Origin of the sequence: Sphingobacterium sp. UBA1498 (assembly GCF_002325125.1) — a bacterium.
GTDB lineage: Bacteria > Bacteroidota > Bacteroidia > Sphingobacteriales > Sphingobacteriaceae > Sphingobacterium.
In genome coordinates this window covers 40,382-64,870 of sequence record NZ_DCRG01000003.1, presented here as the reverse complement: position 1 = coordinate 64,870, position 24,489 = coordinate 40,382, and the positions used below count along the sequence as shown (strand labels likewise).

The following is a 24,489-nucleotide window of genomic DNA, read 5'->3' as shown; positions in this document are numbered from 1 at the left end:
TTACAATACTCCCTTCGTACTTGGCAACTGCATGTGATCAGCATCGCGTCTCACTGCTTTCTTGATGGATTTAGCAAATGCTTTAAAGATTGCTTCGATCTTGTGATGCTCATTTTCGCCTTCTGCTTTTATATTTAAATTCGATCGCGAAGCGTCCGAAAACGATTTAAAGAAATGAAAAAACATCTCTGTAGGCATATCTCCAATTTTTTCCCGTTTAAATGCGGCATCCCATACAATCCAGTTGCGACCACCGAAATCCAATGCAACCTGAGCCAAACAATCATCCATCGGCAATGTATACGAATAACGTTCAATACCCCGCTTATCACCAAGGGCTTTTAAAAATACCTCTCCCAAAGCGATACCTGTATCTTCTATCGTATGATGTTCGTCTATATGCAGATCCCCTTTTGCTTTTATCGTCAAGTCTAATGCCCCATGCCGAGCCAATTGATCCAACATATGGTCAAAAAATGGCAATCCTGTATCCATGTCAGACTTACCTGAACCATCCAAGTTCAAATGAATGAAAATATCTGTTTCATTAGTCTTACGATGATGTTCGGCGGTACGCATGCCCAATTTAAGAAATTCATATACGGTCTTCCAATCTGTTGTTTCTAAAGCTATAACAGTTGAATCGATCGCTAAGTTTTCCAATGCACCTAATTGATCATTGGCACGGAGCCAGATCGCCTTAGCCCCAAGATTTTGAGCTAGTTTAACATCGTTTACACGATCACCAATAACAAAAGATTGGCTCAAATCATATCTTGATGCATCAAAATACTCCCCCAGCATGCCGATCCCCGGTTTACGCGTGTCCGCATTTTCATGTGGAAAAGTTTTATCGATATGCTCTTTGGCAAATACCACCCCTTCCCCTGCAAACGTATCCAGCACAAAATGATGGACTGGCCAGAAATTCTCTTCCGGATGGGAAGAAGTTCCTAAACCATCTTGGTTGGAAACCAAGATCAATTCGAAATCCAGTTCCTTTGCGATACGTGGCAGATACTGCAAGGCACCGGGATAGAATTTTAATTTGGCAAAAGAATCGATTTGTTCATCTTCTGGTTCCAAAATTAATGTTCCGTCTCGGTCTATAAACAGTACACGTTTTAAGTTATCAGGCATAGTATTATTTATTGATTTGATTAAGTTTTTCTAACAATGTTTGATTTTCAGCCGGTGTGCCGACAGTGATCCGCAAACATCCCTCACATAATTCGACTTTAGATCGATCCCTCACGATGATTCCATATTGAACCAAGTAATCGTAAACGTCCCGAGGTTGATCCATTTTGACCAAAATAAAGTTAGCATCGGAAGGTGTGATATGCTGCACAAAGTCCAGTTCAAGCAATGCGCGCACGAGTTTTTCGCGCTCCGCTACGGTTTCTTTGATCCAGTCGTTCACTTGATCCACTTGATCCAATGCTTGTAAAACGATATCTTGCGTGGCCTGGTTAATGTTATATGGAGGTTTTATTTTATTAAAAACAGCGATTACCTCTTTACTCGCAAACGCCATACCCAAGCGTAAGGCGGCTAAGCCCCAGGCTTTGGACAATGTCTGCAACACAACTAAATTGGGATATTCTGCCAATTCTTGTGTAAATGATTTTACAGCGGAAAAATTGATATAAGCTTCGTCCACAATCACCAGCCCCTGAAAATTATTCAGGATCGTTTCAATGTCCTGACGACGGATTGAGTTTCCGGTTGGGTTATTCGGAGAACAGATAAAAATCAGTTTCGTATGGGCGTCTAATGCATTGGCAATACCCTCCAAATCCAATTGATAATCTGCGGTGAGGTTGACTTTCCTGCAGGCTACATCATTGATGTTGGCAGAAACTTCATACATACCATAGGTTGGTGGAACTAAAATCACATTATCCACACCTGGAGTACAAAAAGCACGATATAAAATATCAATTGCTTCATCGCTTCCATTTCCCAAAAAGATATTTTCTGCGGGTACGCCTTTTATTTTAGAAAGCTTTGTTTTAACTTGATGTTGGAGAGGGTCTGGGTATCGGTTGTAATCATGGCTTAGTGGGGATCCAAAAGGATTTTCATTGGCATCGATCAATATGGATGCCTCCCCTTTAAATTCATCTCTTGCGGATGAATAAGGTACGAGCTTCTTAATATTTTCCCGTAATAGGTTGTTTAAGTTGAATGGATTATCCATTATAAAAAAATTAGAGCCGTAAACTTAGATAAATTGTTCATCATATGCAATATAATAAGCAATTATTCATCGGAGCGCTTATTTATACTGAAAACCATTTCCCCTCTATCGAAAGCTCAGTATTGGGAAATACCGACCTCGCTTCTTCCAATAGTGGATTTAAATCTCTATATCGTGCTGAGTAATGCCCCAAAAGTAATTTTTTGGCATGAGTTTCTTTCGCTATCTCGCCAGCTTCAAAGGCTGTTGTATGAAATGTCTCTTTAGCACGATCAACCATATCATGTAAGAATGTAGACTCATGATACATGAGATTTGCCTTCTGAACAAAAGGGAGATAATCTGCTGTACGTACCGTGTCCGAACAATAGACATAGCTTCGCGACAGTGGTGCAGGAAGACTTAGATCATCTGCAGCATATACTTTACCGCTTTCGTCGACATAATCCATACCCTTTTTTATCATAGGATAATATACTGTAGGAATATTCAAGGCTTGTACCACATCGGCGAGCAAAGTTCTTGCCCGCGGCCCCTCATCAAAGCGAAATCCCGTACAGGCAATTCGATGTTTCAGCGGGAATGTACTCACCTTTAGTGTCCTATTTTCAAAAATAACACCCGGCGCCTCGGGTGAAATTGGATGAAAAACAATATTGTAGCGTAAAATTGTCTCAGAATGTAGAAATTGTAAATCTAAAATTTCTTTTAACGCGGCAGGACCATACAGATGGAGATCACTTTTTCTGCCGACAAGATGCATGGATGATAGCAAACCCACCAAGCCCAAATAATGATCTCCATGTAAATGGCTAATAAATATATGTCCGATACGATTGCTCTTGATACCATACCTACTGAGCTGCATCTGTGTGCCTTCTCCGCAATCGATCAAAAACAATTGCTCATTAAAGTTCAACACCTGGCTAGTCGGATGACGATCAAACATGGGCGTTGCCGAGCTATTTCCTAATATCAGAACTTCAAACTTCATTTTAATCCTCAATTGTCCCCCGATATTCAGATTCCAGTTCATGCGCAAAGATTAAATCTTCAGCAACCTTTAATGATGGTGCAATCTTTAGCGATTTATCTAAATGTGATACACGAACCATATCCATTAATGTAGGACAAAGATTCACAAGAATAAATATGCCACCAACCGATTGACACAACCGATGTGCTAGTACTCCTAACCGGATGCCAACTTCGTCTGTTTTCTTAACATGAATCATATCCAGCACAATATTTCGTTGTCCAATCGTATTCCGCAACAAGAACTCTCCTTTGAGTTTGGCTGCATTATCCGCATCTATCACATCGACATGTGGTTCTATGACAATATAGCGATCGTGTTTATCAATGGTATACTTCATGAGGTGATCTCCTTTATTTGAGGATACAATGTACTAATAATTTAGCGTTTTTAAGGCGTTTGACACATTTCTTTCTACTCGTTCAAGTACATTTTCTTGATCTGGGTAAACAAACTTTTCTCCAACAATATGTTCGTATAGTTCAATATAACGCTCAGAAATCGAAGCTACAATTTCATCCGTCATTTCCGGAACAGCCTGACCGTCTTTTCCTTGAAAACCGTTTTCGATTAACCATTTCCGAACAAACTCCTTCGATAATTGCTTTTGTGGCTCATTTTGATCTTGGCGTTCTTGATAACCTTCGGCATAAAAATAACGCGAAGAATCGGGTGTATGAATTTCGTCAATCAACACGATTTGACCATCTTTTTTACCAAACTCATATTTTGTATCCACCAATATTAACCCCCGTTGTGCGGCAATTTCGGTTCCTCTTTGGAATAAAGCTTTCGTATATTTTTCTAGCTGAACATAATCTTCTTCACTTACGATACCCTTATTCAAAATATCAGCACGTGAGATGTCCTCATCGTGGCCGACCGCTGCCTTAGTTGTCGGCGTAATAATAGGTTCCGGCAACTTGTCGTTTTCCTTTAACCCTTCTGGCAATGATTCACCACAAACTTCACGTTTACCTGCCGCATATTCACGCCAGGCATGGCCTGATAAATAACCACGGATAACCATTTCCACTTTAAACGGTTCACACATTTGGCCGATTGTCACACTTGGATCCGGAACAGATACCACCCAATTTGGAATAATATCAGCAGTAGCCTTTAAAAATTTGGCTGCAATTTGATTCAGAACTTGCCCTTTATACGGAATAGGACGTGGAAGCACCACATCGAATGCTGAAATACGGTCGGAAGCTACCATCGCCAAATACGTATTGGCAATTGTATACACATCACGTACCTTTCCTCTGTAAAAAGCAGTCTGGTTTTCAAAATTGAAATTTGTTTCTTTTATAGCATTCATGTTCAAAGTAAAATACACCTGTAAATAATTATTATAATCCGCAAATGGCACCTTCATGCCAGGCAGGATCATACAGCATTTATTTTATGAGCCGCTGTACTCATTTGTTTCTAGAGGGAACAATACCTTACTTTCCGCATTGGCCTATTAAATATCGCCATATGCTTCTAATATGCGACGCACCAATTTATGCCGTACCACATCTCCGCCGCTGAGGTGAACAATATCTATCCCTTCGATATTGTCTAATAAGCGAATCGCTGTTGACAATCCAGACTGATTTTTCTTCGGCAAATCCACTTGTGTCATATCACCAGTAACAATAAATTTAGCCGTAGGTCCCATCCGCGTTAAAAACATCTTCAACTGCATATCTGTTGCATTCTGAGCTTCATCCAAAATGACAAAACAATTGTCGAGCGTACGTCCCCGCATAAACGCCAATGGCGCAACCTCGATGGTGCGGTTTTCTAAATAACCTTTGAGCTTTTCGGCAGGAATCATATCATCCAAGGCATCATAAAGGGGCCTCAAATAAGGATCTACTTTTTCCTTTAGATCGCCCGGTAGAAATCCCAAATTCTCTCCCGCCTCAACGGCTGGCCGCGTCAAGATGATCCTTTTGATTTCTTTATTTCGGAGTGCCCTAACAGCCAAAGCAACTGCAGTATAGGTTTTTCCCGTTCCTGCAGGTCCGATAGCAAATAAGATGTCATTTTTGGAAATACTATCCACCATCTTCCGCTGGTTGGCGGTGCGTGCACGTACAATCAGGCCATTAGGGCCGTATACGATTGGTTCGGAACCAAAAGCAGCATTTTTGGAAGCGAGTTCTTTTTCCTGTTGAGCGGCAGAACCTGCGCTTGCACCCAGCAGATTTTCAAAATCCAACAAGGTAATGTTGTTAAATTTCTCCAAATGAGCCACGACTTCCTGAAAAGAGTGTTCAAACAGGTCCAATTCCTTCGCATCTCCTAGCACCTTCATTTCACTTCCGCGAGCTACAATCCGCAGTTTTGGGAATTGCTTCTTCAAATAATCGAAGTGCTCATTGTCTGCTCCCCACAATACGGGTAAATTCAGACCATCTAATGCAATTAGTAATTCGTTCAAATTTTATCTATTTAGAATTAATTAGATTGTAGCCATTACACAATATCATTCCTGTATAACACTATTCAAAATTAACGTATTCTAACGAAACCACCAAGAATATAGCGCGTACAAACAACGAGAATAAGAATGCGTATTTGGAGGGCAATGTCTATGTTGCAAACATTTCAATATACGTGAAATATCCGCTATGTAGGTGTATATCAACCGAAAAAAAAGATAATCAAAATAAGTTCTCCAATTAGCTTTACAAATCACCTGATAAATAGTAATTTTGTTCTCTATTTAAATAAATTACGGGGTATATTTTACGGGAATTCGACAGCAATTCAATCTAGGATTTAGATTATAATGGCAGTAATTACATTAACAACAGACTTAGGACATAAAGATTTTTATCAAGCAGCGCTAAAAGGGAGTCTTTTAACGCAGTTATCTGATGCCAATATTGTTGATATTACTCATGAGATCCCAGCATTTAATATCCCTCGAGCCGCATTTGTATTGGGCAATGCTTATCATTATTTCCCCAAAGGAACTGTCCACATCATCGGGATCAACACCTTATTTCATGAAGAATCCAGGTATATCGGCATGAAATATAATGATCACTATTTCGTTGGAGCCGACAACGGCATCTTCAGCCTATTGTTGAATGGCAATGAACCACAAGAACTCTACGAACTCAACTTAATGCAGGATTTGCGGTATCTACATTTTCCACTAGCAGACATTCTATCTAAATCTGCCTGTCACATCGCCAAAGGCGGAAAACTGAAAGATGTCGGAACGCCAATGCAACAGCTGATTGAAAAAGTGACTTTGCAGCCCATCTTTGACAAAGATATGATCCGAGGCAATGTCATTTATGTGGATGCCTTTGGCAATGCCATCACCAACATCTCCAAAGATTTATTCAATAAGGTACAGAAAGGTCGGCATTTTGTACTTTACTTCAAACGCAATGAGACCATCACCAACCTTTCCTGGCACTACAACGAAGTAGGTGAAGGAGAAAAACTTTGCTTATTTGGCATTTCCAACTATCTTGAAATCGCCATCAATAAAGGCAATGCAAGCCAGCTCCTTGGACTTCATGACGATGACTCCAACGTAATTCGCATAGAATTCAAAGATTCCGTACTGTAAAACAATTATCAAACTTCAACCCACAGTCATCATTTACTGGCAATTGCTTCGCTAATTGTTCGCACCTGCTTCGCTTCTTATTCGGGGCCGCTCCACTCTGCGCCCACTGATTGTCCACCTTACGCCCACTAATTAGGTGGACAATCAGTGGGCGCAAGGTGGACGAGAGGTGGACAGGAGGTAGACAATTTCCGAACAAAGGGCGAATAGATGGCGAGCGAAGGGCGAAGTGAGCTACTATCTGATGACAACACAATAATAAAACAAAATCTTACGGCAAACGTTAGTTTTAAATTAGATATTTGATTATACAAATTGTTAAACATACATGAGATCGCTAAAATTACTTTTTCTGTTCACCATTCTATCCGGCTTCCTTAAACAAGTCAACGCTCAAACCAATCCAGATTCCAGCGCTTACGAAGTACAGCGGAACCATGTCAATGAGCTACTCAATGCCCGGCAACAAAAATTTGGTGCTTATGACACCAGTCTTACCCAAAAAACGGGTCTTTTTGGTCTATTTAAATCAAAAGGAGATATGCAAAAGAGTATCGATATTCTTAAAGATATTGTGATTACCGATAATAACATCTTTCTCGAAACACAAAAACTTCTTAAAATAAAAGATTTTGAGAAAGATAAATTTCAGCAGCTGGCAACAGATTATGATAAACAGGTTTCTGCTTATATCGGCACCATAAGCAAGCTTCAGAAAGAAAACGAAAAATTGCGTAGCCAAGTTGACAAAACATCGGGTAACGGAGGCCTAAGCAATATTCTCCTTTATATTGCTTTAGTTGTGATCGGGGTTTTAGGCTATCTACTCTACACGGCCAAAGCAAAACACGCCGCTGCAAAACAACAAAATATAGGATAAAATAGGCGAATACCAGTCTCAACATAATAGCCAACAAGTCAAACAGCCCTTAAGGTATTAAAAAGTCACCTTGATGCTAAAAATTGACTATAGTATGATATCAAATTGTTTTTAATCTCGTTACATTTGTCCTCGCAACAAAATTTGAAGTAGCGGATATGGCAAGAGGATTCAACAGCGGTAATAAACAAGAAGAGGATCTACCAAAACCAAAATTGAATAAGGAGCTCCTGTTGAGAGCTGCAAAACTAATGACCTATTTAAAACCTTATCGGTTTAAATTTGGAATAGGGATGTTTTTCTTGGTATTATCCAGTTTAGCCATGTTAGCGTTCCCGGCGCTGCTTGGGGCTATGATCGATGCTGCTCAAGGTAAGCAAAAATATCTCTGGCTTCCTCCAGAAGTATATTACATTGGTGGCATTGCATTTATTATATTATCTTTTCTGTCAGTCGTTTCTTTTTTTCGCATCCGTATTTTTGTTGAAATTGCAGAACGTACATTGGCTGCCCTTCGCAAGGATACTTATCTAAAACTGATTTCATTACCGATCGAATTTTTTGCCAACCGTCGTGTTGGGGAATTAAACAGCCGTCTGTCTGCAGATCTTTCGCAGATCCAGGATACCCTGACCACCACACTAGCTGAAATTCTAAGGCAGTTGATCAGTCTTTGTTTTGGTGTTTTTCTATTGGTTTGGGTATCTCCCAAACTTGCTCTTATGAACCTTTGTATTTTACCGATCATTGTGGTGGCGGCTATCATCTTTGGAAAGTTTATCCGCGAACTATCAAGACAGGCCCAAGACAAAATGGCTGAATCAAATAGTATCGTTCAGGAGACTTTATTAGGGATCAGCAATGTGAAGGCTTTTGTCAATGAATACTTCGAGTTTAACCGTTATAGCAGACAGATGGATTCTGTGGTCAAACTTGCGGTTAAAGGTGCAACCTTTCGTGGTGCGTTTGCTTCATTTATTATCTTCTGTATTTTTGGTGCAGTAATCGCCGTTATATGGTATGGAGCGGCACTAGTTGCTATCCACGAAATGACTGTCGGCGATCTGACGACCTACATTTTATATTCGATGTTTGTTGCAGGATCCATGGGCAGTTTTCCTGAACTCTATGCCAATATCCAACGCTCCTTAGGGGCAAGTGAACGCATTTTGGAAATTCTGGATGAGCCTCAAGAAAACCTCAATGTGAAACCGACTTGTAAAGAAGTTCACGAAGTAATGACCGGCAAACTAAGCTTCAATCATGTTTCCTTTGCCTACCCAAGTCGTCCCGATATTGAAATTCTAAAAGACATCAATTTTACGGCCAATGCAGGGGATAAGATTGCCATAGTCGGCCCCAGTGGAACAGGAAAATCAACAATCGCTTCATTGATCTTACAATTCTACACGGTTAATACAGGTGAAGTCTGCTACGACGACAGACCAGCATCCGATTTTGAATTATGCGATATCCGTAATCAAGTCGCTATTGTACCGCAGGATGTATTGCTGTTTGGAGGTACTATACGCGAAAATATTGCGTATGGCAAGCTCGATGCCTCAGAAGATGAAATTATAGCCGCTGCTAAACGTGCCAATGCACATCAATTTATCTTAAATTTCCCTGAAGGCTATAACACGCTCGTTGGCGAACGTGGCGTAAAACTCTCTGGCGGGCAGCGCCAGCGTATTGCCATTGCCCGCGCGCTGTTAAAAGATCCGGCCATTCTTATCTTAGACGAGGCGACTTCATCATTAGATTCTGAGTCCGAGCGCCAGGTACAAGAGGCATTGGAAGAATTAATGCGCGGACGTACTTCGATTATCATTGCTCATAGATTATCTACCATTATCGATGCTGATAAAATTATCGTTATCGAAAACGGCATCGTATCGGAAAGCGGCACTCACTTTGAACTGCTCCAAAAAGAAAGCGGCCTCTATCAACACCTCTACAACCTCCAATCGAAACAGCAAAAGATTGATATGTAAAATTTTGTTAATTATTGATTCTTTTTAAACAAAATCACCTTGTGATTGTTCATTTGGTATCATACTTGATTATCATTTGAATATATAACAAAATAGAAGAATTATGAAAAATAGCAAAAATGGATTAGTGGCATTTGCTTTGGTAGGATTAGCTGCGGGAGCTGCTGCATGGTATCTTTTAGGAACTGACGATGGAAAAAAACAATTAGATCGTGCAAATGATGGCATCAAGAGCTTAACTAAATCATTGAAAGATCTTTCTAAGAAAGAAGCTAAAAAAGCGCAAAAACTAGCTAATAAAGCTTCGTCCGAATTAGATAATTTAAAATCGAAAGCTCAGGCTGCCTTTAGCAAAGCTACAGAAGATGCAGATGCACTGAAAAACAAAGCGAAAGAAGCAGGCAGAGAAGCTTTGGAACACGCCAACAGCGCAGCTCAAAACTTGGCAGGCAAAATCGATGATACAACTGACGCTGCGAAGTCCAAAATTTCTAACGTATAAGTAAAAATAACGTCTTTTTTAGGAATTGATGTTGTTGATCACTCTCGCGGTTAAAATACATTTGTATCTTTGCTGCCTATGACGTTGATGCAACAAGTAAAAACTTTAATTCTTAAAGACATCATTCTGGAATGGCGTTCGAAATATGCTATTAACGGAATTCTACTATATGTCGTATCAACTGTTTTCGTCTGCTATCAAGCATTTAAATCAGTTGATACGACTACTTGGAACGCATTATTTTGGATCATTATGCTCTTCGCTTCGATCAATGCAATCAACAAAAGCTTCGTCCAAGAAAACCCCAATCGGCAACTCTACTATTATTCACTTGTTGATCCTCGAGCGATCATTTTAGCAAAAATCATCTACAATACCATCGTGATGACGCTATTAGCCACCATCGCTTATTTTGTATATTCAACCATATTTAAAAATCCCATCGGTGACCCGATACTCTACTTCTTATCGGTCATGCTCGGCAGCATTAGCTTTTCAACTGTATTTACCATGATTTCTGGAATTAGCGCTAAAGCAGGAAATAACAGTACGCTAATGGCAATACTTAGTTTCCCGGCAATTATCCCGCTATTAATCGTATTAATAAAGCTATCACGCAATGCAATAGAAGGTTTGGAAAGAGCTTCAAGCAGTAAAGAAATAATCGTATTACTTGCAATTAATGTAATCACGATCACTATTTCTTTGTTGTTATTTCCGTACCTTTGGCGAGATTAAATATGAGCATTGACGACAAACTAAATTCAATATAACCATGAGAAAAAAATGGTGGAAAGTATTAGCAGTATTGATTATCTGTGGTGTTATTATCAATGGTCTTTTAGGCCCTGTTCCCCGTCTATTTATCCTACACGAAAGCATCCGTAATGTCTATTTTCATGTTCCGATGTGGTTTGCTATGATTTCGATGTATTTCGTTTCTGTAGTATACAGCATTAAATACCTTAATACTGGAAAACAAGCATACGATTTAATGGCTATAGAGGCTGTAAACACGGGTATTACGTTCTGCTTCTTGGGACTTGCGACGGGTATGCTATGGGCAAATATCACCTGGGGTGAACCGTGGCCAAACGACCCGAAACTAAATGGCTCTGCGATCGCAACATTGATGTATCTCGCTTACCTTGTTCTCCGAAATGCCTTGGAAGAAGAACAAAAAAGAGCGAAGATTTCTGCAGTATATAATATTTTTGCCTTTCCGATTATCATTGTACTCATCTATATCTTACCTAAACTGACAGATTCCCTACATCCAGGTAGTGGGGGGAATGGAACATTTGCTGATCTTCAGATGAGTAATGAATTACGCCCGACGTTCTACAGTTCTGTTATTGGATGGATTTTGATAGCGACCTGGATCTGTACAATGCGCTATAGGATGCGTTTATTAGAGAGAAAGCAAGAATTAGGCGCATAAGTATCAAAAATTTGTATTCATCAAACACCTGTCATGTTGCGCATAAAAATGGACAACATGACGAATAATAATATATAGAAATAGAAATGAAAAAAATAGTATTGTCAATCGTCTTACTCATGTTTTCTACCCTGAGTACATTTGCGCAAGAAGATGTCGATATGGCGACCGGATTGCGTAGCGAAGGAAAGATCTACGTCGTAGTATTGGTCATGTTGGTCATTTTTCTGGGCTTGGCTTTCTTCCTTTTTTTGCTTGACCGCCGCATTAGCAAATTGGAAAAAAAGAATAAATAGCACATATTTATCAACACCATGATTATCAATCAGTTTAGGAATTATTCACCCATTAATATTTTATTTCTATCGCTCGTAGGCTTTGTGCTATGTTTAGGGATATTTTTGCACCTTCCGGATAAACTTGACTCTGTAATTTTTGAACCTGCATTGGGCAATCTATTGGGAGAAAACAACTTAATCAACCTTTCTCCTGCCACCAATGTTTTTTTCACGCTGATCTTGACGATCTTCCAGGCGACAATACTCAATCGCATCACAAGCCATTTTAACTTACTAGGGAAACCTAGCTTTTTGGTCGCTTTGATGTACATGACACTGGCCAGCTTGTTTTTACCATTTTTGGTGCTGTCTCCAACGCTGATCTGTAATTTTATTTCGATATGGATGTTAAGCAAGTTGCTCTCCCTCTATCGGCAGACGGATGTTAAAGCGGAAATGTTCGATCTTGGCATGATCGTAGGCATCGGAAGCTTGGTCTACTTTCCATTCTTGAGTATGTTTGGCTTATTGTGGATAGGTTTACTCATTTTTAGGCCGTTCAACTGGCGCGAATGGATTACCCCACTCCTTGGCTTGGCCACGGTGTATTTTATCTTGGCGGTAATCTATCTTTGGATGGGCAAAATGGAGCAGTTTTATACGATTTGGCTGCCGTTTACGTACAAATTTCCTACGGCTATCCGTATTCAATTAGTTGACTATCTGGTACTCGTGCCGGTCATCTTTACTTTAATACTCTTCTTAATGGTCTTAAAAGACAACTTTTTTAAAAGTGTCGTGCATATTCGCAAGTCATTTCAATTGTTGTTCTTTATGTTATGCCTGGCGGTAGTCTCGTTCTACTGGAATAAAAAACTAACAGAGGCCCATTTTTTACTTTGTGCACCTTCTATCGCCATCTATATGGCGTACTATTTCACTTATGCCAAAAAGAAATGGTTTTTTGAGGTCGTATACGCCATTATAACCCTCACTATAATCTACTTTCAGTTTTTCTAAGCTACTGTACAATAAGCGTTTAACCTTTTTTAACAAAATCGGCTTAACAAGCTCGCAAAAATTGAATAGTTTTGTATGCGATTAAAAGCAAAAAACATTTAATATCAGAGTCAAATAACTCGAAAATTTCACTAAAACTAAATAAACATTAGTTTCTCAATTTTATAGATTGACCATGCAGAAACGCTTTACAAGCTCTCTAAAAAATAAATCACTCCAACTGTTGTTAGCAGGGGGAATTTTAGCTAGTTCTACTACCGCATTTGCCCAAAAAACGACATCCGCATCACCCTACTCTCAATTTGGACTTGGTCAGATGCGAGAGGATTTATTGCCACAATATAGAGGTATGGGGGGCGTGAATACCGCTATCCGAAGAATCAATGGCGTATACAACACCAACCCGAGCAATCCTGCATCTTACTCTGCCACACAGTTTACCACCTTTGATGCTGGTTTATATGGCAATTACACGCAATTAAATTCGACAACCCGATCAGATAACACGGCTGACTTTGCCTTTAGCCATATCACCATGACTTTCCCCATGAAACGCTTTGGAGGAATCAGTTTGGGTATTCTTCCCTACTCTGATATTGGTTATCGGACATCTTCAACAGGAACTGTAAATGCTGATCCTTACACGAAAGTTTTTACCGGCGAAGGTGGTTTAACAAAAGCCTATGCTGGCTGGGGGGTACGCATCGTGAAAGGCCTGAGTATCGGTGCCAACATGTCCTATCTATTTGGAACCTTAAATGATTATAGCCGTGTAGAATTTCTCCCTTCATCGGGGGCATTGAATACCCAGCAACAGAATAAACGCGAAATACAAGGTATTATCTTTGATTATGGTTTACAATACGAGCAACCGTTAAATAAGGAATACTCACTGACCTTTGGTTATTCTGGTTCATTAAATAATGATATTAAAGAGAGAACAACAATATTTAATACGAGAACTACACCTTCTTCTGATCCGGACAACCAAAATATCCCGTTGGATAGCACCTTTATTTCTGACCGCAGTAGCAGACATTTGACCCTTCCACTGAAGCATAATGTTGGTATCACGCTTGCGCGTAGCAACCGCTGGTTGGTTGGTGCTGATTTTAAATACGCAGATTGGTCGAGATTTCAGACTAGAAAAGGAGAAAATGAGCTCCGCAAGAATTACGGCGTAGCGATTGGGGGGCAAATTACGCCCGATGTCACCTCGCTTAAGTATTTGAACCGAGTAGATTATCGACTTGGCTTTAGATATAATAAAACACAATATTTCTTAAGTAACCAAAATATCAACGATATGGCTGTTACTGTTGGTGTTGGTTTCCCATTTGCCAGAAATCAATTTTCGGGAGCTTTCTCTAAAATAAACTTTTCGGCAGAATTTGGACAAATGGGCAAAATCAGCAATAGTCTCTTACGTGAACGTTATATTAACTTTAATATAGGCTTTACCTTAAATGACCGCTGGTTTAGAAGAACACAATTTGATTAATCCGATGGTACGCAAGACATTTGCTTCGACCATAATCCAAAATATATCGCCCCTAGTAATCGTATCTTTACTAGGGGCGCTCTCATTGACTTCGTGCGAACCTGATTTAAAAGAGGTCGACCGGATTGCCAACATGAAAAAGGAAGAGGCGGTCGACATCTCACGTCATGTAGACATCATCTACAGCGATTCGACCCGGGTAAAAGCCAATCTTACCGCGCCTGAAATGCGTATCAAACACGATAGTACTGAAGTATATGAATTTCCCAAAAGCATAAAAATCATCTTTTACGATGACAATTTAAAGGAAACTCAACGCATCACCTCCGACCACGCCATTCGTAGGGAAAAAGAAAAGACGACCACTTTCACAAAAAACGTTGTAGTAACTATGGCTGACGGATCGATCATCAAAACTGAAGAGATCATCTATGACGAAAGTCAAGTTGATAGCAACAGCAACAGGATCTTTTATAATCACGTGCCGATAACGGCTTTCTTTCGCGATAATCGGGGTAATTTACAGGGGTCATCATTTACATCAGACAAAGATTTCAAACATGTCAATATAGCCAATGCCACTGGTTACACCATTATTACCAACAACAATCTGTTCCCTTCTTTAGGAAAATAGCTCATCGTGGGTCATAAACCAGATTCCGGTTTGGTTTAAAAGCAGCTATGGATCTGATACAATCGCCCCAGACTGTTTATTTATACGATTAAGTTATTCAAAACGAATCATTTGAACTAAAAGAGAACAGAAAACTTCAGTTTATACAATTATTTTTCAAATTTGTTTTGCTACATTCAGGAAAATATTCCATTTTTTTTTATAAAAATTGTATCTTGCACCGCATTTTGCTATGCTATGCATAAATTAACGAAATACAAGTATTTACACAATATAAACACAATAAGCAGACTATGGGATTAATGGGCTTTTTGCGTAACAAAGCGGGTGTCATCTTGACCGCAGCTATGGCTATCGCAATTTTAGCATTTTTACTAGGCGATGTCGTTCGGGGAGGAGCTCCTTTTTGGGCGAGACATCAAAATCGTGTAGGGGAAGTCAACGGAACTGAAATTGAATATCCTGCGTTCAATCAACAAGTTGAACAAACAGAAGAAATGTTCAAACAACAAATGGGAGGTGCAGTGACTCCTCAAATGAGAACATACGCTGTCCAACAAGTTTGGAATCAATTTTTGTCAAGAGAGATCTTGAAAAAAGAGATTGAAAAAATCGGTTTGACTGTCGGTAAAGAAGAATTAAATGATTTAGTAAAAGGACCAAATCCTTCACCTCAAATCGTTCAGGCTTTTACTAACCCACAAACGGGACAGTTTGACCATAGTCAATTGATGACCTTCTTAGGGCAGGTGAACAATAATCCTGCTGTCTACGACCAATGGAATACGTTACTTGAAGGCGTTAGAGATGAACGTTTAAGCAGCAAATACGGCGAGTTGCTTTCCAATAGCGTATACGTTACTTCATTGGAAGCAAACGAAGAATACCAAGAGCGCAATAAATTGGCAAACTTCAAATACATTCTTTTAGATTATGCTTCTGTCAAAGATGCAGATGCTAAATTGACGGATGCTGATTACCAAGAATATTATGATGAACATAAAAACATGTTCAAAACCCAAGAGGAAACTCGTGCAATTCAATATGTAACTGTAGATGCAAAACCTCTTGCTAAAGATTCTTTGGCCGTAAAAGAAACCATCAACAAATTGAAACAGGATTTAATCGTTGCCAAAGACGACTCCTTGTTTGCTTCGATCAATTCAGACAACAAATACCCGTTCACTTATGTGAAAAAAGGACAGTTGAGCCCTTCTTTGGATTCAGTTGTATTCAATGTGGCTGCTGGCACGACAGTTGGACCTTTTTTAAACAACAACGCGTATGAAATCGCAAAAGTTGTTTCGACGATCGTAAGTCCTGACTCGGTGAAAGCATCTCATATCTTACTGGACCCTACAGCTGAGGGTGGCGTAGATAAAGCCTTGGCGAAAGCAGATTCGATCAAAGGATTGATTCAAAAAGGAGACAATTTTGCAGCATTGGCCGTTCAGTTCAGTAAAGATCCAGAAAGCAAAACAAATGGTGGCGAACTAGGGACATTCACAAGAGGTCGTATGGTTCCTGAGTTTGAGAATGCCGTATTCGAAGGAAAAACAGGTGATATCAAAGTTGTAAAATCTCAATTTGGTGTGCATGTCATTAAAATTGAGAAACAATCAGGTAGCTCAAAATATGCGAAAGTTGCCATCATTGATAAAGTGATCAGCAGTGGAAAAGAAACATTAAACAATGCGCATAGCAAAGCAACAGCATTCTTATCTGCAGCCACAGCACAGAACTTTGCTCAAGAAGCGAAAAAACTTGGTCTAGAAGCAAAAACAGCTTCACGCGTAACAGCGATGGACAATGTATTAGATGGTAATGAAGCGCCACGTGATTTAATTAAATGGGCTTTCGAAGCGAAAAAAGGCGATATCTCAGACAAAGTATTTGAGACTGAAACTTCTTACATCTTAGCAAGTTTGGTTGACATACAACCTAAAGGAACGCTTTCTCTGGATGCCGTTAAAAAAGATATTGAGCCTGCAGTAAGAAATATGGTTAAAGCGAAGATGTTGAAAGAGAAATTTGACAAAGCTTTAGCAGGTGCATCTTCTATAGATCAGGTTGCTCAAAAAGTAGGTAAATCAGCTATTCACGTTGAAAATGTTGTCTTCGCGAACCCAGTTATCCCTGGTGTTGCATTGGAAAACAAGGTTGTAGGAACAGTTTTTGGACTTCAACCAAATAAACCTTCCAAAGCGATTGAAGGAAATACAGGTGTATATGTAGTACAGGTCAACGGTTTTACCAATCCTGCCGCTATCTCCGATATCAATGGACAAAAGAAACAAATGCTTGCAGCTAAAGCACAACGCGCTTGGGGATCTATTTTCCGCGCATTACAAGACAAAGCTGAAATCATTGACAATAGAGTGAAATTCTTTTAAAAGATTTTTAAGTAAATTTGTAGCCGGACGAATTATCGTCCGGTTTTTTTTTGATGTAAATATGGATATTCAAACAAATATTGTCAACAAAGTTGCGCAAAGTGGGTTAGTCACAGTTGACTTGGCCAACTACCATCCTCAAGCAGACAATGTGGTATATGATATTAAGGATAATCTCTTCCATGGCTTGATTCTTAAAGAAAAGGATTTCCGCGAGTTCATTAAGACAAACGATTGGTCGCAATATGCCGGTAAACATGTAGCAATTACCTGTAGTGCAGATGCTATTGTGCCCACTTGGGCTTACATGTTATTGGCTAACAAATTGGAACCTCATGCAGCAACAATCATCTTCGGAGACGCGGATGAACTGTTACGCATGCAGTATGCTGCAGCTATTGAACAGATTGACATGGAACAATTTCGGGATCAGCGTGTAGTTGTAAAGGGATGTGGTGACACTTTTATTCCAGAGTCCATATTTGTACAGTTTACGGTAAAACTAAGCAAGGTGGCAAAAAGTATTATGTATGGTGAACCTTGTTCTACCGTACCTGTATTTAAACGAGTACAGCCTAAGTAATCCAATTGCACAAATGTATAAGTCATTGTCTATGAACGTCTCATTTAATGTCAAAAGTTAAATTTATTTGAATGAAATTAACATTTCTTTTTCAAACAAATTTCGTAAACTTACCTACATGAAACTTATATCGACTTTGCTCTTTTACTTATCCGTGGTAGTAAGTACTGCTTTTGCTCAAGAATTACCGCATTTAAAGGAATCTGCATTTAAAGGTGGTGAGAAATTAAAGTATAAACTCCGTTATGGCTTTATTTCCGCCGCAACTGGAACATTAACTGTTGAAGACACAAAGGATGGAACTGGAAACCCTTCCTTTCATTTATATGCAGCAGGTAAGACAGCAGGTGCCTTTGCGATATATACGGTACGCAATGAATACAATTCGTATATTAACAGTAAAACATTTTTACCCTATTATTATACGGAAAACATTCGCGAAGGAGGATACAGAAGGAATGATAAGGTACGCTTTAACCAAGCGACAAATACCGTTGTCGGTAATAAAGGAACATTTAATTCGAAAGTAGATCAAACTTTTGACTTGCTTTCCTCCTACTATTTTGCGCGCAACTTGGATCTGTCAACGGTTAAACCGGGAGAATCTTTCAAGCTGACTTATTTTCTGAATGATGAGATTGCTACCTTAGGCATACAATATATTGGAATAGAAAAGATAAAAACAGAATTAGGCACATTAGAATGCCTCAAATTCAGTCCCGAAATCAAACCGGGACGGATATTTAAAAAAAATAGCAAGCTTTATTTGTGGGTAACCAATGATGGCAACCGTATTCCGGTCAAAGCCAATGTAGATATTTTAATCGGCTCCGTAACGTTAGAATTACTGGAAGCAAGCGGATTAAAGTACAAATTGGGACAACGAGCAAGCTACTCAAAATAATTAGAATGATTGAAGTAGGAAATGTATTGGTACACGAAGATCTAATCAATAATGACTTTGTGTGCAATTTATCAAAGTGCAAAGGAATCTGTTGTATTGAAGGCGATTCGGGCGCCCCGTTATTGGAAAGTGAAAAGGGCATCCTGGAGGAGATCTATCCTAAAGTGAAGCCTTATATGACAGAGAAAGGTATTGAAGCGATTGAGGAGCAAGGCAAATATGTAATTGATGTAGATGGTGATCTGACAACTACCTGTGTCGATGGAAATAAAGAGTGCGCCTATGTGACCTGGGAAAATGGCATCACAAAATGTGCTATTGAAAAAGCTTACGAACTCGGCGAGATCCATTGGCGAAAACCTGTATCATGTCACCTATACCCTATACGGACAACACATTATCCCGAATTTGACGTACTTCACTATGACCGTTGGCATATCTGTAAAGATGCCTGTTCATTCGGGAAAGAATTGCAGGTCCCTGTCTTTAAGTTTTTAAAAGATCCGTTAATCCGCACGTACGGTGAGGAATGGTACAAAAATCTTGAGCGAGCAGCCGAAGAGTTGTCCTAAAATCACTATCTTTAAGCTTTAACTATTTTGGTATTTCACCCTAATTCATGTCAAAATTAAGAGAGATTCAACGTCCTATTGTCCATGAACTGGAAGCTTTTGAGAAAAAATTCAAAGCTTCGATGAAAAGCTCCGTCCCCTTGTTGGATCGCATTACACAATACTTGATCAAACGTAAAGGCAAACAAATGCGGCCTATGTTTGTGTTCTTTTCAGCGGGCATATGTAACGGAATTAATGAATCCACTTACCGTGGTGCTGCTCTTGTAGAGTTGTTGCACACTGCCTCTTTGGTACATGACGATGTGGTGGACAATTCCTACGAACGTCGAGGATTTTTTTCGATCAATGCGCTATGGAAAAATAAAATTGCTGTTTTGGTGGGTGATTTTCTATTGTCAAGAGGTTTACTCCTTTCGGTAAAACATCAGGATTATCACTTACTAAAAATTGTATCCGAAGCTGTTGAACAGATGAGCGAAGGTGAATTGCTTCAGATCGAAAAGGCTCGTAAACTGGATATTGAAGAGTCTATTTATTTTGAAGTGATCCGAAAAAAAACAGCCTCGCTAATCGCTTCTTGCTGTGCTTGCGGCTCGGCCTCGTCAAATGCAGATCAAGGAACAGTAGATAAACTTCATCAATTTGGTGAAAAAATTGGAATTGCATTCCAGATCAAAGACGATTTGTTTGACTTTGGCTTAGATGACGTCGGCAAACCGCTCGGCAATGATATCAAAGAGAAAAAAATAACTTTACCGCTCATTTATGCATTACATCAAGTTACTGCAAGCGAAAAACGAAGAATCATTAATTTAGTTAAAAACCACAATGAGGATGCTCAAAAAGTTGCTGAAGTCATTGATTTTGTCCGTAAGAGTGGTGGGTTAGCATACGCGACAAGTAAGATGCTAGAATACCAACAAGATGCATTTCGAATATTGGAGGACTTTCCAGACAGCGAATACAAAGCCGGACTGGAGCAATTGGTAAAATACACAACAGAAAGAAAAAAATAAAATGAGTCACGAATTAATGTTTTTTGGTGGGTTCCTAATATTTATTGCGCTTATGCTTGCAATAGATCTTGGGTTATTTTCTAAGGGCGACAAACCTGTCAGCCTGAAGATGGCTAGTATTATGAGTGCCATTTGGGTCTTATTCTCTTTAGGCTTCTATTGGCTGCTACGTCACTATGGATTTGAACTGCACAATATCCATGATTTTAATCACCTCCAAGAGGTCATCGCCAAACACCACCACGATATTAAAATTATTCCCGGAGATCTAGCGGCCAGTCTCGATGTTTATAATAAGAATCTTGGTCTGGAATATCTTACCGGTTATGTTGTGGAATACGCCTTGTCAGTAGATAATATCTTTGTGATGGTCTTACTGTTCACCTCTTTCGGTATTCCAGAGCGTTATTACCATAAGGTTTTGGTTTGGGGTATTTTGGGCGCAATCATTATGCGTTTCTTATTTATATTCCTTGGCGCCACCCTTATTGCTAAGTTTGGCTGGATTCTATATGTTTTCGGCGCTTTCCTAGTCTTTACAGGTGTAAAAATGTTTATTAACCGCAACCAGGAAGAGGACGTTGATCCACAGAATCACCCAGTCGTTAAATTCGCTTCGCGCTATTTTAAAGTAACTCCAAAATTAGACGGTGGACACTTTTTCCATGTAGAGAACGGTGTTAAATACATGACTCCGCTCTTTCTTGTATTGCTGGTGATTGAATTTACAGATCTCATTTTCGCTGTGGATTCTATTCCTGCGATTTTCTCCGTTACCAAAGATCCCTACGTCGTATTTTTTTCTAACATTTTTGCGATTCTAGGCTTACGATCAATGTTTTTCCTATTGGTCAATATCATACACAAATTTCAATACCTCAAAGTAGGTTTAGCCTTTTTACTGGTCTTCATTGGATTAAAGATGCTGCTACACCATTGGTTGGCCGAAGTTGGTTTTACGACAACACATTCACTGATTGTTATTATCGGCATCCTCGCTTTAAGTATCATTGCCTCGCTGCTTTTTCCAAAAAAGTCTTCCATTGCTGATTAGACGAAGCCGATTGAACAACTATGCTTATCGCTGTAAAATGTTGTCGCAAGGGGCAGCACATAATAGAATAAACATCCTATAATGGTCAGAATGAGAATTCTGGCCATTTCTATTTAACCTTAGAAAACTTCTATCATTTCTTTGCCTAGCAGGACATTAAGATACAAATAGTAGATTTTTCAGCACAATTATTTTACAGAGGAATTGATCTTACTCAATTTTATTTATTTATTTTAGCACCACATTAAATTAACAACATACTAACAATGAATTGGAATAAAACGATTGTACTAGCCGCTTCACTTTTTGCAGCGTCTTTCCAAGTACAAGCACAAGACAATTTGATCAATGCGCTTAAAGCAAATCAAAATGACAATAGCAAATCTGGATTTACCTTTACTGAAGTCATCAATCTAGGGAATACATCCATCAAAAATCAAGGTTCATCAGGTACTTGTTGGTCTTATTCAGGTAATTCTTTCCTAGAGTCTGAGATGATTCGTATGGGTAAGAAACCGGTTGAGATATCCCAAATTTATACTGCGCGGAACACATACTTAGACAAAGCACGTACCTATGTACGCCTTCATGGTGGATTGTCATTGGGCGAGGGCGGTCAATTCCATGATGTATTGAACTCCTTTCGTAAATACGGAACAATGCCACAATCGGCGTATACCGGTCTCCACTACGGTACTACCCGTAACAACTTTGGCGAAATGACTTCTATGTTGGACGCTATGTTGGGTGCAGTAGTGAAGGGCAAAACATTGACGCCAAACTGGGAGAAAGCCTATACCGCTGCCATGGATTCTTACCTTGGAGAGGTCCCTGAGAAATTTGACTATAACGGTAAATCCTACACACCACGTACCTTTGCAGATCAGGTAATCGGTATCAATCCAGACGACTATGTCGGTATTGCTTCCGTAACCGATCATCCGTATTACAGCCAGTTCGTATTGCTGATTCCAGACAACTGGTCATTCGACCGTTTTTACAATGTTAAAATGAACGATTTAACGGATATCATTGACAACGCTTTACAAAAGGGTTATACTGTGGCTTGGGCAACTGACGTATCTGAAAAAGGTTTCTCCTGGAAAAACGGGGTTGCTTATGTACCTGAAAAACCATTCGAGGAAATGACAGAGCAAGAAAAATCAACCATGTTCGTTGGTCCTAAACCGGAATTAAAAGTTACAGCCGAAGAAAGACAAAAAGCTTTTGATAACTGGCAAACAACTGATGACCACGGTATGCATATTGTTGGGCTTGTGAAAGATCAAAATGGAAAAGAGTACTACATTGTTAAAAACTCTTGGGGAACAACAAATGACTATCATGGTTACCTTTATGCCTCAAAAGAATTCGTACGTTATAAAACAACTTCTTTGATGTTACACAAAGACGGCCTAACAAAAGATTTAAAGGCTAAGATAAATATCAAATAGACGATTTATCAATCCACAAAAACACCTCTGAAATTAAAACATCCGAGGTGTTTTTGTTTTCAGATTAATTTGATAACTTAAGCATAATTATGAATCTTTTGTTGAGTGAGTATGAGAAGTATAATCGCATTGTGCCTTACGATTTTATTCGGGAATTTGGCTCACGCCCAGACTAAGGGTGTGAAATTTATAAATGGATTGAGTTGGAAACAAATAAAGGAGCGCGCAGAAGCTGAAAACAAATATATCTTTGTAGAGCTATTTGCAACCTGGTGTGGTCCATGCCAATATATGAGTAATGAGATCTTTCCTTTAGAACAGGTGGGGCAGCCAATTAATGAAAACTTTATTAGTGTTAGGGTACAAATGGATTCCACAGAATCTGACAATGCCAACGTCAAAAAATGGTATGCCGATGCGCGTGCTATTTCCAATGAATATAATATTCAATCGTTTCCTACATTTCTTATTTTTAATCCCAATGGACAAGCTGTACACCGCATTGTTGGCGCAAGTGATGCGCCTGAATTTGTCGGCCATGTAATGGATGGGCTAAATCCCGAAACACAGTATTACACCCTGTTAAAAAAATTCGATAAAAGACCGCAGGATATTTACACGGCCAAGCAGATGCTAAAAGCAGCGAATATCGCTTACGATGAAAACACTGCGCGCAAGGCGGAAAATACGTTAGCAAATTCACTAGGAACAGATGAATTGTTCAAAAAGGAGAACGTGCATATTCTATTGGCTGCAGCAAAATTTACCAATTCGAAAGCTTTCAATCTTATCCGGAACAATAAAGAAAAAATTGATATCCTATTAGAGTCACCTGGTATTGCCAACCGTACGCTGGCAAATGTTGTCGTTAACGAATTATTCCAGATTAAAATAGATGCCAAGCACGAACCTAACTGGGATAGTTATCAAAATGAACTGACGGCAAAATATCCGGACATCGATTTCGTTCCGATGTTCAAGAAGATTAGAGCACACTATTACCTTCAGGTGAAAAATTATGTGGCGATGAAGAATACCATCAATGATTATCTTTCATCAGAAGATTTTACTCCACATCAATTAAACACTTTTGCCTGGACTATCTTTAATAACAGCAGCGATCCGGCCTGTATCGAATCCGCACTAAGCTGGAGCAAAAAGTCGATTATTGAAGATCCGAGCAGCGCATTCTTGGACACCTACTCCAATCTACTCTATAAAAAAGGTGAAAAAGAAAAAGCGATAAAGTGGCAAAACAAAGCCGTCGAAATGGCCAGTGAGGACGATCGCCCTATCTATCAAGAAACGCTTGAAAAGATGATGAAAGGAATAAAAACTTGGGAAAACTAAAAGGAACCCGATAAGAGCCTACGCTGATCATCCCTAAAGACAAAAGTCCCGATCCAATTATGGATCGGGACTTTTATATAGATAG

The 24,489-nt window shown here is 39.4% G+C and carries 24 protein-coding genes; 18 read left to right on the top strand and 6 right to left on the bottom strand.

The features are described from left to right. From hisB to B3139_RS01820, 6 genes are all read right to left on the bottom strand, one after another. Positions 1 to 1,140: a bifunctional histidinol-phosphatase/imidazoleglycerol-phosphate dehydratase HisB gene (gene hisB, locus B3139_RS01845; RefSeq protein ID WP_293879507.1), complete on the bottom strand. Its 1,140-nt coding sequence runs from the start codon at positions 1,138 to 1,140 to the stop codon at positions 1 to 3. 4 nt (positions 1,141 to 1,144) lie between these two features. Beyond that, positions 1,145 to 2,203 carry a histidinol-phosphate transaminase gene (gene hisC, locus B3139_RS01840; protein WP_293879506.1) on the bottom strand — a complete coding sequence of 353 codons (1,059 nt, stop codon included), beginning with the start codon at positions 2,201 to 2,203 and terminating at the stop codon, positions 1,145 to 1,147. An 82-nt stretch (positions 2,204 to 2,285) separates the two neighbouring features. After that, the gene (locus tag B3139_RS01835) at positions 2,286 to 3,197 is read right to left on the bottom strand and encodes a ribonuclease Z (protein WP_293879659.1); all 912 of its coding nucleotides are present in this window, start codon (positions 3,195 to 3,197) and stop codon (positions 2,286 to 2,288) included. A gap of 1 nt (position 3,198) precedes the next feature. Then, entirely contained in the window at positions 3,199 to 3,579 is a 381-nt protein-coding gene (locus B3139_RS01830; RefSeq protein WP_209578711.1) for an STAS domain-containing protein, read from the bottom strand. Positions 3,580 to 3,612: 33 nt separating this feature from the next. Beyond that, on the bottom strand, positions 3,613 to 4,563 hold the full coding sequence (locus B3139_RS01825; RefSeq protein WP_293879658.1) for a phosphoribosylaminoimidazolesuccinocarboxamide synthase: 951 nt from the start codon (positions 4,561 to 4,563) through the stop codon (positions 3,613 to 3,615). A 147-nt stretch (positions 4,564 to 4,710) separates the two neighbouring features. Further along, positions 4,711 to 5,676: a PhoH family protein gene (locus B3139_RS01820; RefSeq protein WP_293879505.1), complete on the bottom strand. Its 966-nt coding sequence runs from the start codon at positions 5,674 to 5,676 to the stop codon at positions 4,711 to 4,713. A gap of 351 nt (positions 5,677 to 6,027) precedes the next feature. On the opposite strand from B3139_RS01820, the gene B3139_RS01815 reads away from it, so the two are divergent. The 18 genes from B3139_RS01815 to B3139_RS01730 all read left to right on the top strand — a co-directional run bounded on the left by B3139_RS01815 (position 6,028) and on the right by B3139_RS01730 (position 24,404). Continuing rightward, a complete protein-coding gene (locus B3139_RS01815) occupies positions 6,028 to 6,825 on the top strand; it encodes an SAM hydrolase/SAM-dependent halogenase family protein (RefSeq protein ID WP_209578714.1) in 798 nt (265 codons plus the stop codon). 328 nt (positions 6,826 to 7,153) lie between these two features. Next, positions 7,154 to 7,705 (top strand): hypothetical protein, encoded by a 552-nt coding sequence (locus tag B3139_RS01810; protein ID WP_293879504.1) that lies wholly within the window; start codon positions 7,154 to 7,156, stop codon positions 7,703 to 7,705. Between the two features lie 158 nt (positions 7,706 to 7,863). Continuing rightward, a complete protein-coding gene (locus B3139_RS01805) occupies positions 7,864 to 9,699 on the top strand; it encodes an ABC transporter ATP-binding protein (protein WP_293879503.1) in 1,836 nt (611 codons plus the stop codon). 103 nt (positions 9,700 to 9,802) lie between these two features. Then, on the top strand, positions 9,803 to 10,201 hold the full coding sequence (locus tag B3139_RS01800) for a hypothetical protein (RefSeq protein ID WP_293879502.1): 399 nt from the start codon (positions 9,803 to 9,805) through the stop codon (positions 10,199 to 10,201). A gap of 78 nt (positions 10,202 to 10,279) precedes the next feature. After that, a complete protein-coding gene (locus B3139_RS01795; protein WP_293879501.1) occupies positions 10,280 to 10,939 on the top strand; it encodes a heme exporter protein CcmB in 660 nt (219 codons plus the stop codon). Positions 10,940 to 10,976: 37 nt separating this feature from the next. After that, positions 10,977 to 11,642, top strand: coding sequence for a cytochrome c biogenesis protein CcsA (gene ccsA, locus B3139_RS01790; protein WP_209578719.1), 666 nt, complete (start codon positions 10,977 to 10,979; stop codon positions 11,640 to 11,642). 86 nt (positions 11,643 to 11,728) lie between these two features. Next, positions 11,729 to 11,938: a CcmD family protein gene (locus tag B3139_RS01785; RefSeq protein WP_293879500.1), complete on the top strand. Its 210-nt coding sequence runs from the start codon at positions 11,729 to 11,731 to the stop codon at positions 11,936 to 11,938. 18 nt (positions 11,939 to 11,956) lie between these two features. Further along, on the top strand, positions 11,957 to 12,940 hold the full coding sequence (locus B3139_RS01780; protein WP_293879499.1) for a DUF6427 family protein: 984 nt from the start codon (positions 11,957 to 11,959) through the stop codon (positions 12,938 to 12,940). A gap of 175 nt (positions 12,941 to 13,115) precedes the next feature. Further along, on the top strand, positions 13,116 to 14,441 hold the full coding sequence (locus B3139_RS01775; protein WP_293879498.1) for a hypothetical protein: 1,326 nt from the start codon (positions 13,116 to 13,118) through the stop codon (positions 14,439 to 14,441). Beyond that, positions 14,407 to 15,075 carry an LPS export ABC transporter periplasmic protein LptC gene (gene lptC, locus B3139_RS01770; RefSeq protein ID WP_293879497.1) on the top strand — a complete coding sequence of 223 codons (669 nt, stop codon included), beginning with the start codon at positions 14,407 to 14,409 and terminating at the stop codon, positions 15,073 to 15,075. Before B3139_RS01775 ends, lptC begins: the two co-directional genes overlap by 35 nt. 293 nt (positions 15,076 to 15,368) lie before the next feature. Beyond that, the gene (locus B3139_RS01765; protein ID WP_293879496.1) at positions 15,369 to 17,468 is read left to right on the top strand and encodes a peptidylprolyl isomerase; all 2,100 of its coding nucleotides are present in this window, start codon (positions 15,369 to 15,371) and stop codon (positions 17,466 to 17,468) included. A gap of 61 nt (positions 17,469 to 17,529) precedes the next feature. Next, a complete protein-coding gene (locus tag B3139_RS01760; protein ID WP_293879495.1) occupies positions 17,530 to 18,051 on the top strand; it encodes a DUF2480 family protein in 522 nt (173 codons plus the stop codon). A 118-nt stretch (positions 18,052 to 18,169) separates the two neighbouring features. Continuing rightward, positions 18,170 to 18,955 carry a DUF3108 domain-containing protein gene (locus B3139_RS01755; RefSeq protein WP_209578725.1) on the top strand — a complete coding sequence of 262 codons (786 nt, stop codon included), beginning with the start codon at positions 18,170 to 18,172 and terminating at the stop codon, positions 18,953 to 18,955. 5 nt (positions 18,956 to 18,960) lie between these two features. Then, positions 18,961 to 19,527, top strand: coding sequence for a DUF3109 family protein (locus B3139_RS01750; protein ID WP_293879494.1), 567 nt, complete (start codon positions 18,961 to 18,963; stop codon positions 19,525 to 19,527). 47 nt (positions 19,528 to 19,574) lie between these two features. Further along, a complete protein-coding gene (locus tag B3139_RS01745) occupies positions 19,575 to 20,546 on the top strand; it encodes a polyprenyl synthetase family protein (protein ID WP_293879493.1) in 972 nt (323 codons plus the stop codon). Between the two features lies 1 nt (position 20,547). Continuing rightward, complete coding sequence (locus tag B3139_RS01740; RefSeq protein ID WP_293879492.1) at positions 20,548 to 21,600, top strand: TerC family protein; 1,053 nt, start codon at positions 20,548 to 20,550, stop codon at positions 21,598 to 21,600. 266 nt (positions 21,601 to 21,866) lie between these two features. Further along, positions 21,867 to 23,054, top strand: coding sequence for an aminopeptidase C (locus B3139_RS01735; protein WP_293879491.1), 1,188 nt, complete (start codon positions 21,867 to 21,869; stop codon positions 23,052 to 23,054). Between the two features lie 111 nt (positions 23,055 to 23,165). Then, on the top strand, positions 23,166 to 24,404 hold the full coding sequence (locus B3139_RS01730; protein WP_293879490.1) for a thioredoxin family protein: 1,239 nt from the start codon (positions 23,166 to 23,168) through the stop codon (positions 24,402 to 24,404). Positions 24,405 to 24,489 lie beyond the last annotated feature (85 nt).

Excerpts from the sequence above, each read along its gene's own strand:
- hisB (WP_293879507.1), bottom strand. The coding sequence starts at position 1,140 with ATGCCTGATAACTTAAAACGTGTACTGTTTATAGACCGAGACGGAACA.
- hisC (WP_293879506.1), bottom strand. The coding sequence starts at position 2,203 with ATGGATAATCCATTCAACTTAAACAACCTATTACGGGAAAATATTAAG.
- B3139_RS01835 (WP_293879659.1), bottom strand. The coding sequence starts at position 3,197 with ATGAAGTTTGAAGTTCTGATATTAGGAAATAGCTCGGCAACGCCCATG.
- B3139_RS01830 (WP_209578711.1), bottom strand. The coding sequence starts at position 3,579 with ATGAAGTATACCATTGATAAACACGATCGCTATATTGTCATAGAACCA.
- B3139_RS01825 (WP_293879658.1), bottom strand. The coding sequence starts at position 4,563 with ATGAATGCTATAAAAGAAACAAATTTCAATTTTGAAAACCAGACTGCT.
- B3139_RS01815 (WP_209578714.1), top strand. The coding sequence starts at position 6,028 with ATGGCAGTAATTACATTAACAACAGACTTAGGACATAAAGATTTTTAT.
- B3139_RS01810 (WP_293879504.1), top strand. The coding sequence starts at position 7,154 with ATGAGATCGCTAAAATTACTTTTTCTGTTCACCATTCTATCCGGCTTC.
- B3139_RS01805 (WP_293879503.1), top strand. The coding sequence starts at position 7,864 with ATGGCAAGAGGATTCAACAGCGGTAATAAACAAGAAGAGGATCTACCA.
- B3139_RS01800 (WP_293879502.1), top strand. The coding sequence starts at position 9,803 with ATGAAAAATAGCAAAAATGGATTAGTGGCATTTGCTTTGGTAGGATTA.
- B3139_RS01795 (WP_293879501.1), top strand. The coding sequence starts at position 10,280 with ATGACGTTGATGCAACAAGTAAAAACTTTAATTCTTAAAGACATCATT.
- ccsA (WP_209578719.1), top strand. The coding sequence starts at position 10,977 with ATGAGAAAAAAATGGTGGAAAGTATTAGCAGTATTGATTATCTGTGGT.
- B3139_RS01785 (WP_293879500.1), top strand. The coding sequence starts at position 11,729 with ATGAAAAAAATAGTATTGTCAATCGTCTTACTCATGTTTTCTACCCTG.
- B3139_RS01780 (WP_293879499.1), top strand. The coding sequence starts at position 11,957 with ATGATTATCAATCAGTTTAGGAATTATTCACCCATTAATATTTTATTT.
- B3139_RS01775 (WP_293879498.1), top strand. The coding sequence starts at position 13,116 with ATGCAGAAACGCTTTACAAGCTCTCTAAAAAATAAATCACTCCAACTG.
- lptC (WP_293879497.1), top strand. The coding sequence starts at position 14,407 with ATGACCGCTGGTTTAGAAGAACACAATTTGATTAATCCGATGGTACGC.
- B3139_RS01765 (WP_293879496.1), top strand. The coding sequence starts at position 15,369 with ATGGGATTAATGGGCTTTTTGCGTAACAAAGCGGGTGTCATCTTGACC.
- B3139_RS01760 (WP_293879495.1), top strand. The coding sequence starts at position 17,530 with ATGGATATTCAAACAAATATTGTCAACAAAGTTGCGCAAAGTGGGTTA.
- B3139_RS01755 (WP_209578725.1), top strand. The coding sequence starts at position 18,170 with ATGAAACTTATATCGACTTTGCTCTTTTACTTATCCGTGGTAGTAAGT.
- B3139_RS01750 (WP_293879494.1), top strand. The coding sequence starts at position 18,961 with ATGATTGAAGTAGGAAATGTATTGGTACACGAAGATCTAATCAATAAT.
- B3139_RS01745 (WP_293879493.1), top strand. The coding sequence starts at position 19,575 with ATGTCAAAATTAAGAGAGATTCAACGTCCTATTGTCCATGAACTGGAA.
- B3139_RS01740 (WP_293879492.1), top strand. The coding sequence starts at position 20,548 with ATGAGTCACGAATTAATGTTTTTTGGTGGGTTCCTAATATTTATTGCG.
- B3139_RS01735 (WP_293879491.1), top strand. The coding sequence starts at position 21,867 with ATGAATTGGAATAAAACGATTGTACTAGCCGCTTCACTTTTTGCAGCG.
- B3139_RS01730 (WP_293879490.1), top strand. The coding sequence starts at position 23,166 with ATGAGAAGTATAATCGCATTGTGCCTTACGATTTTATTCGGGAATTTG.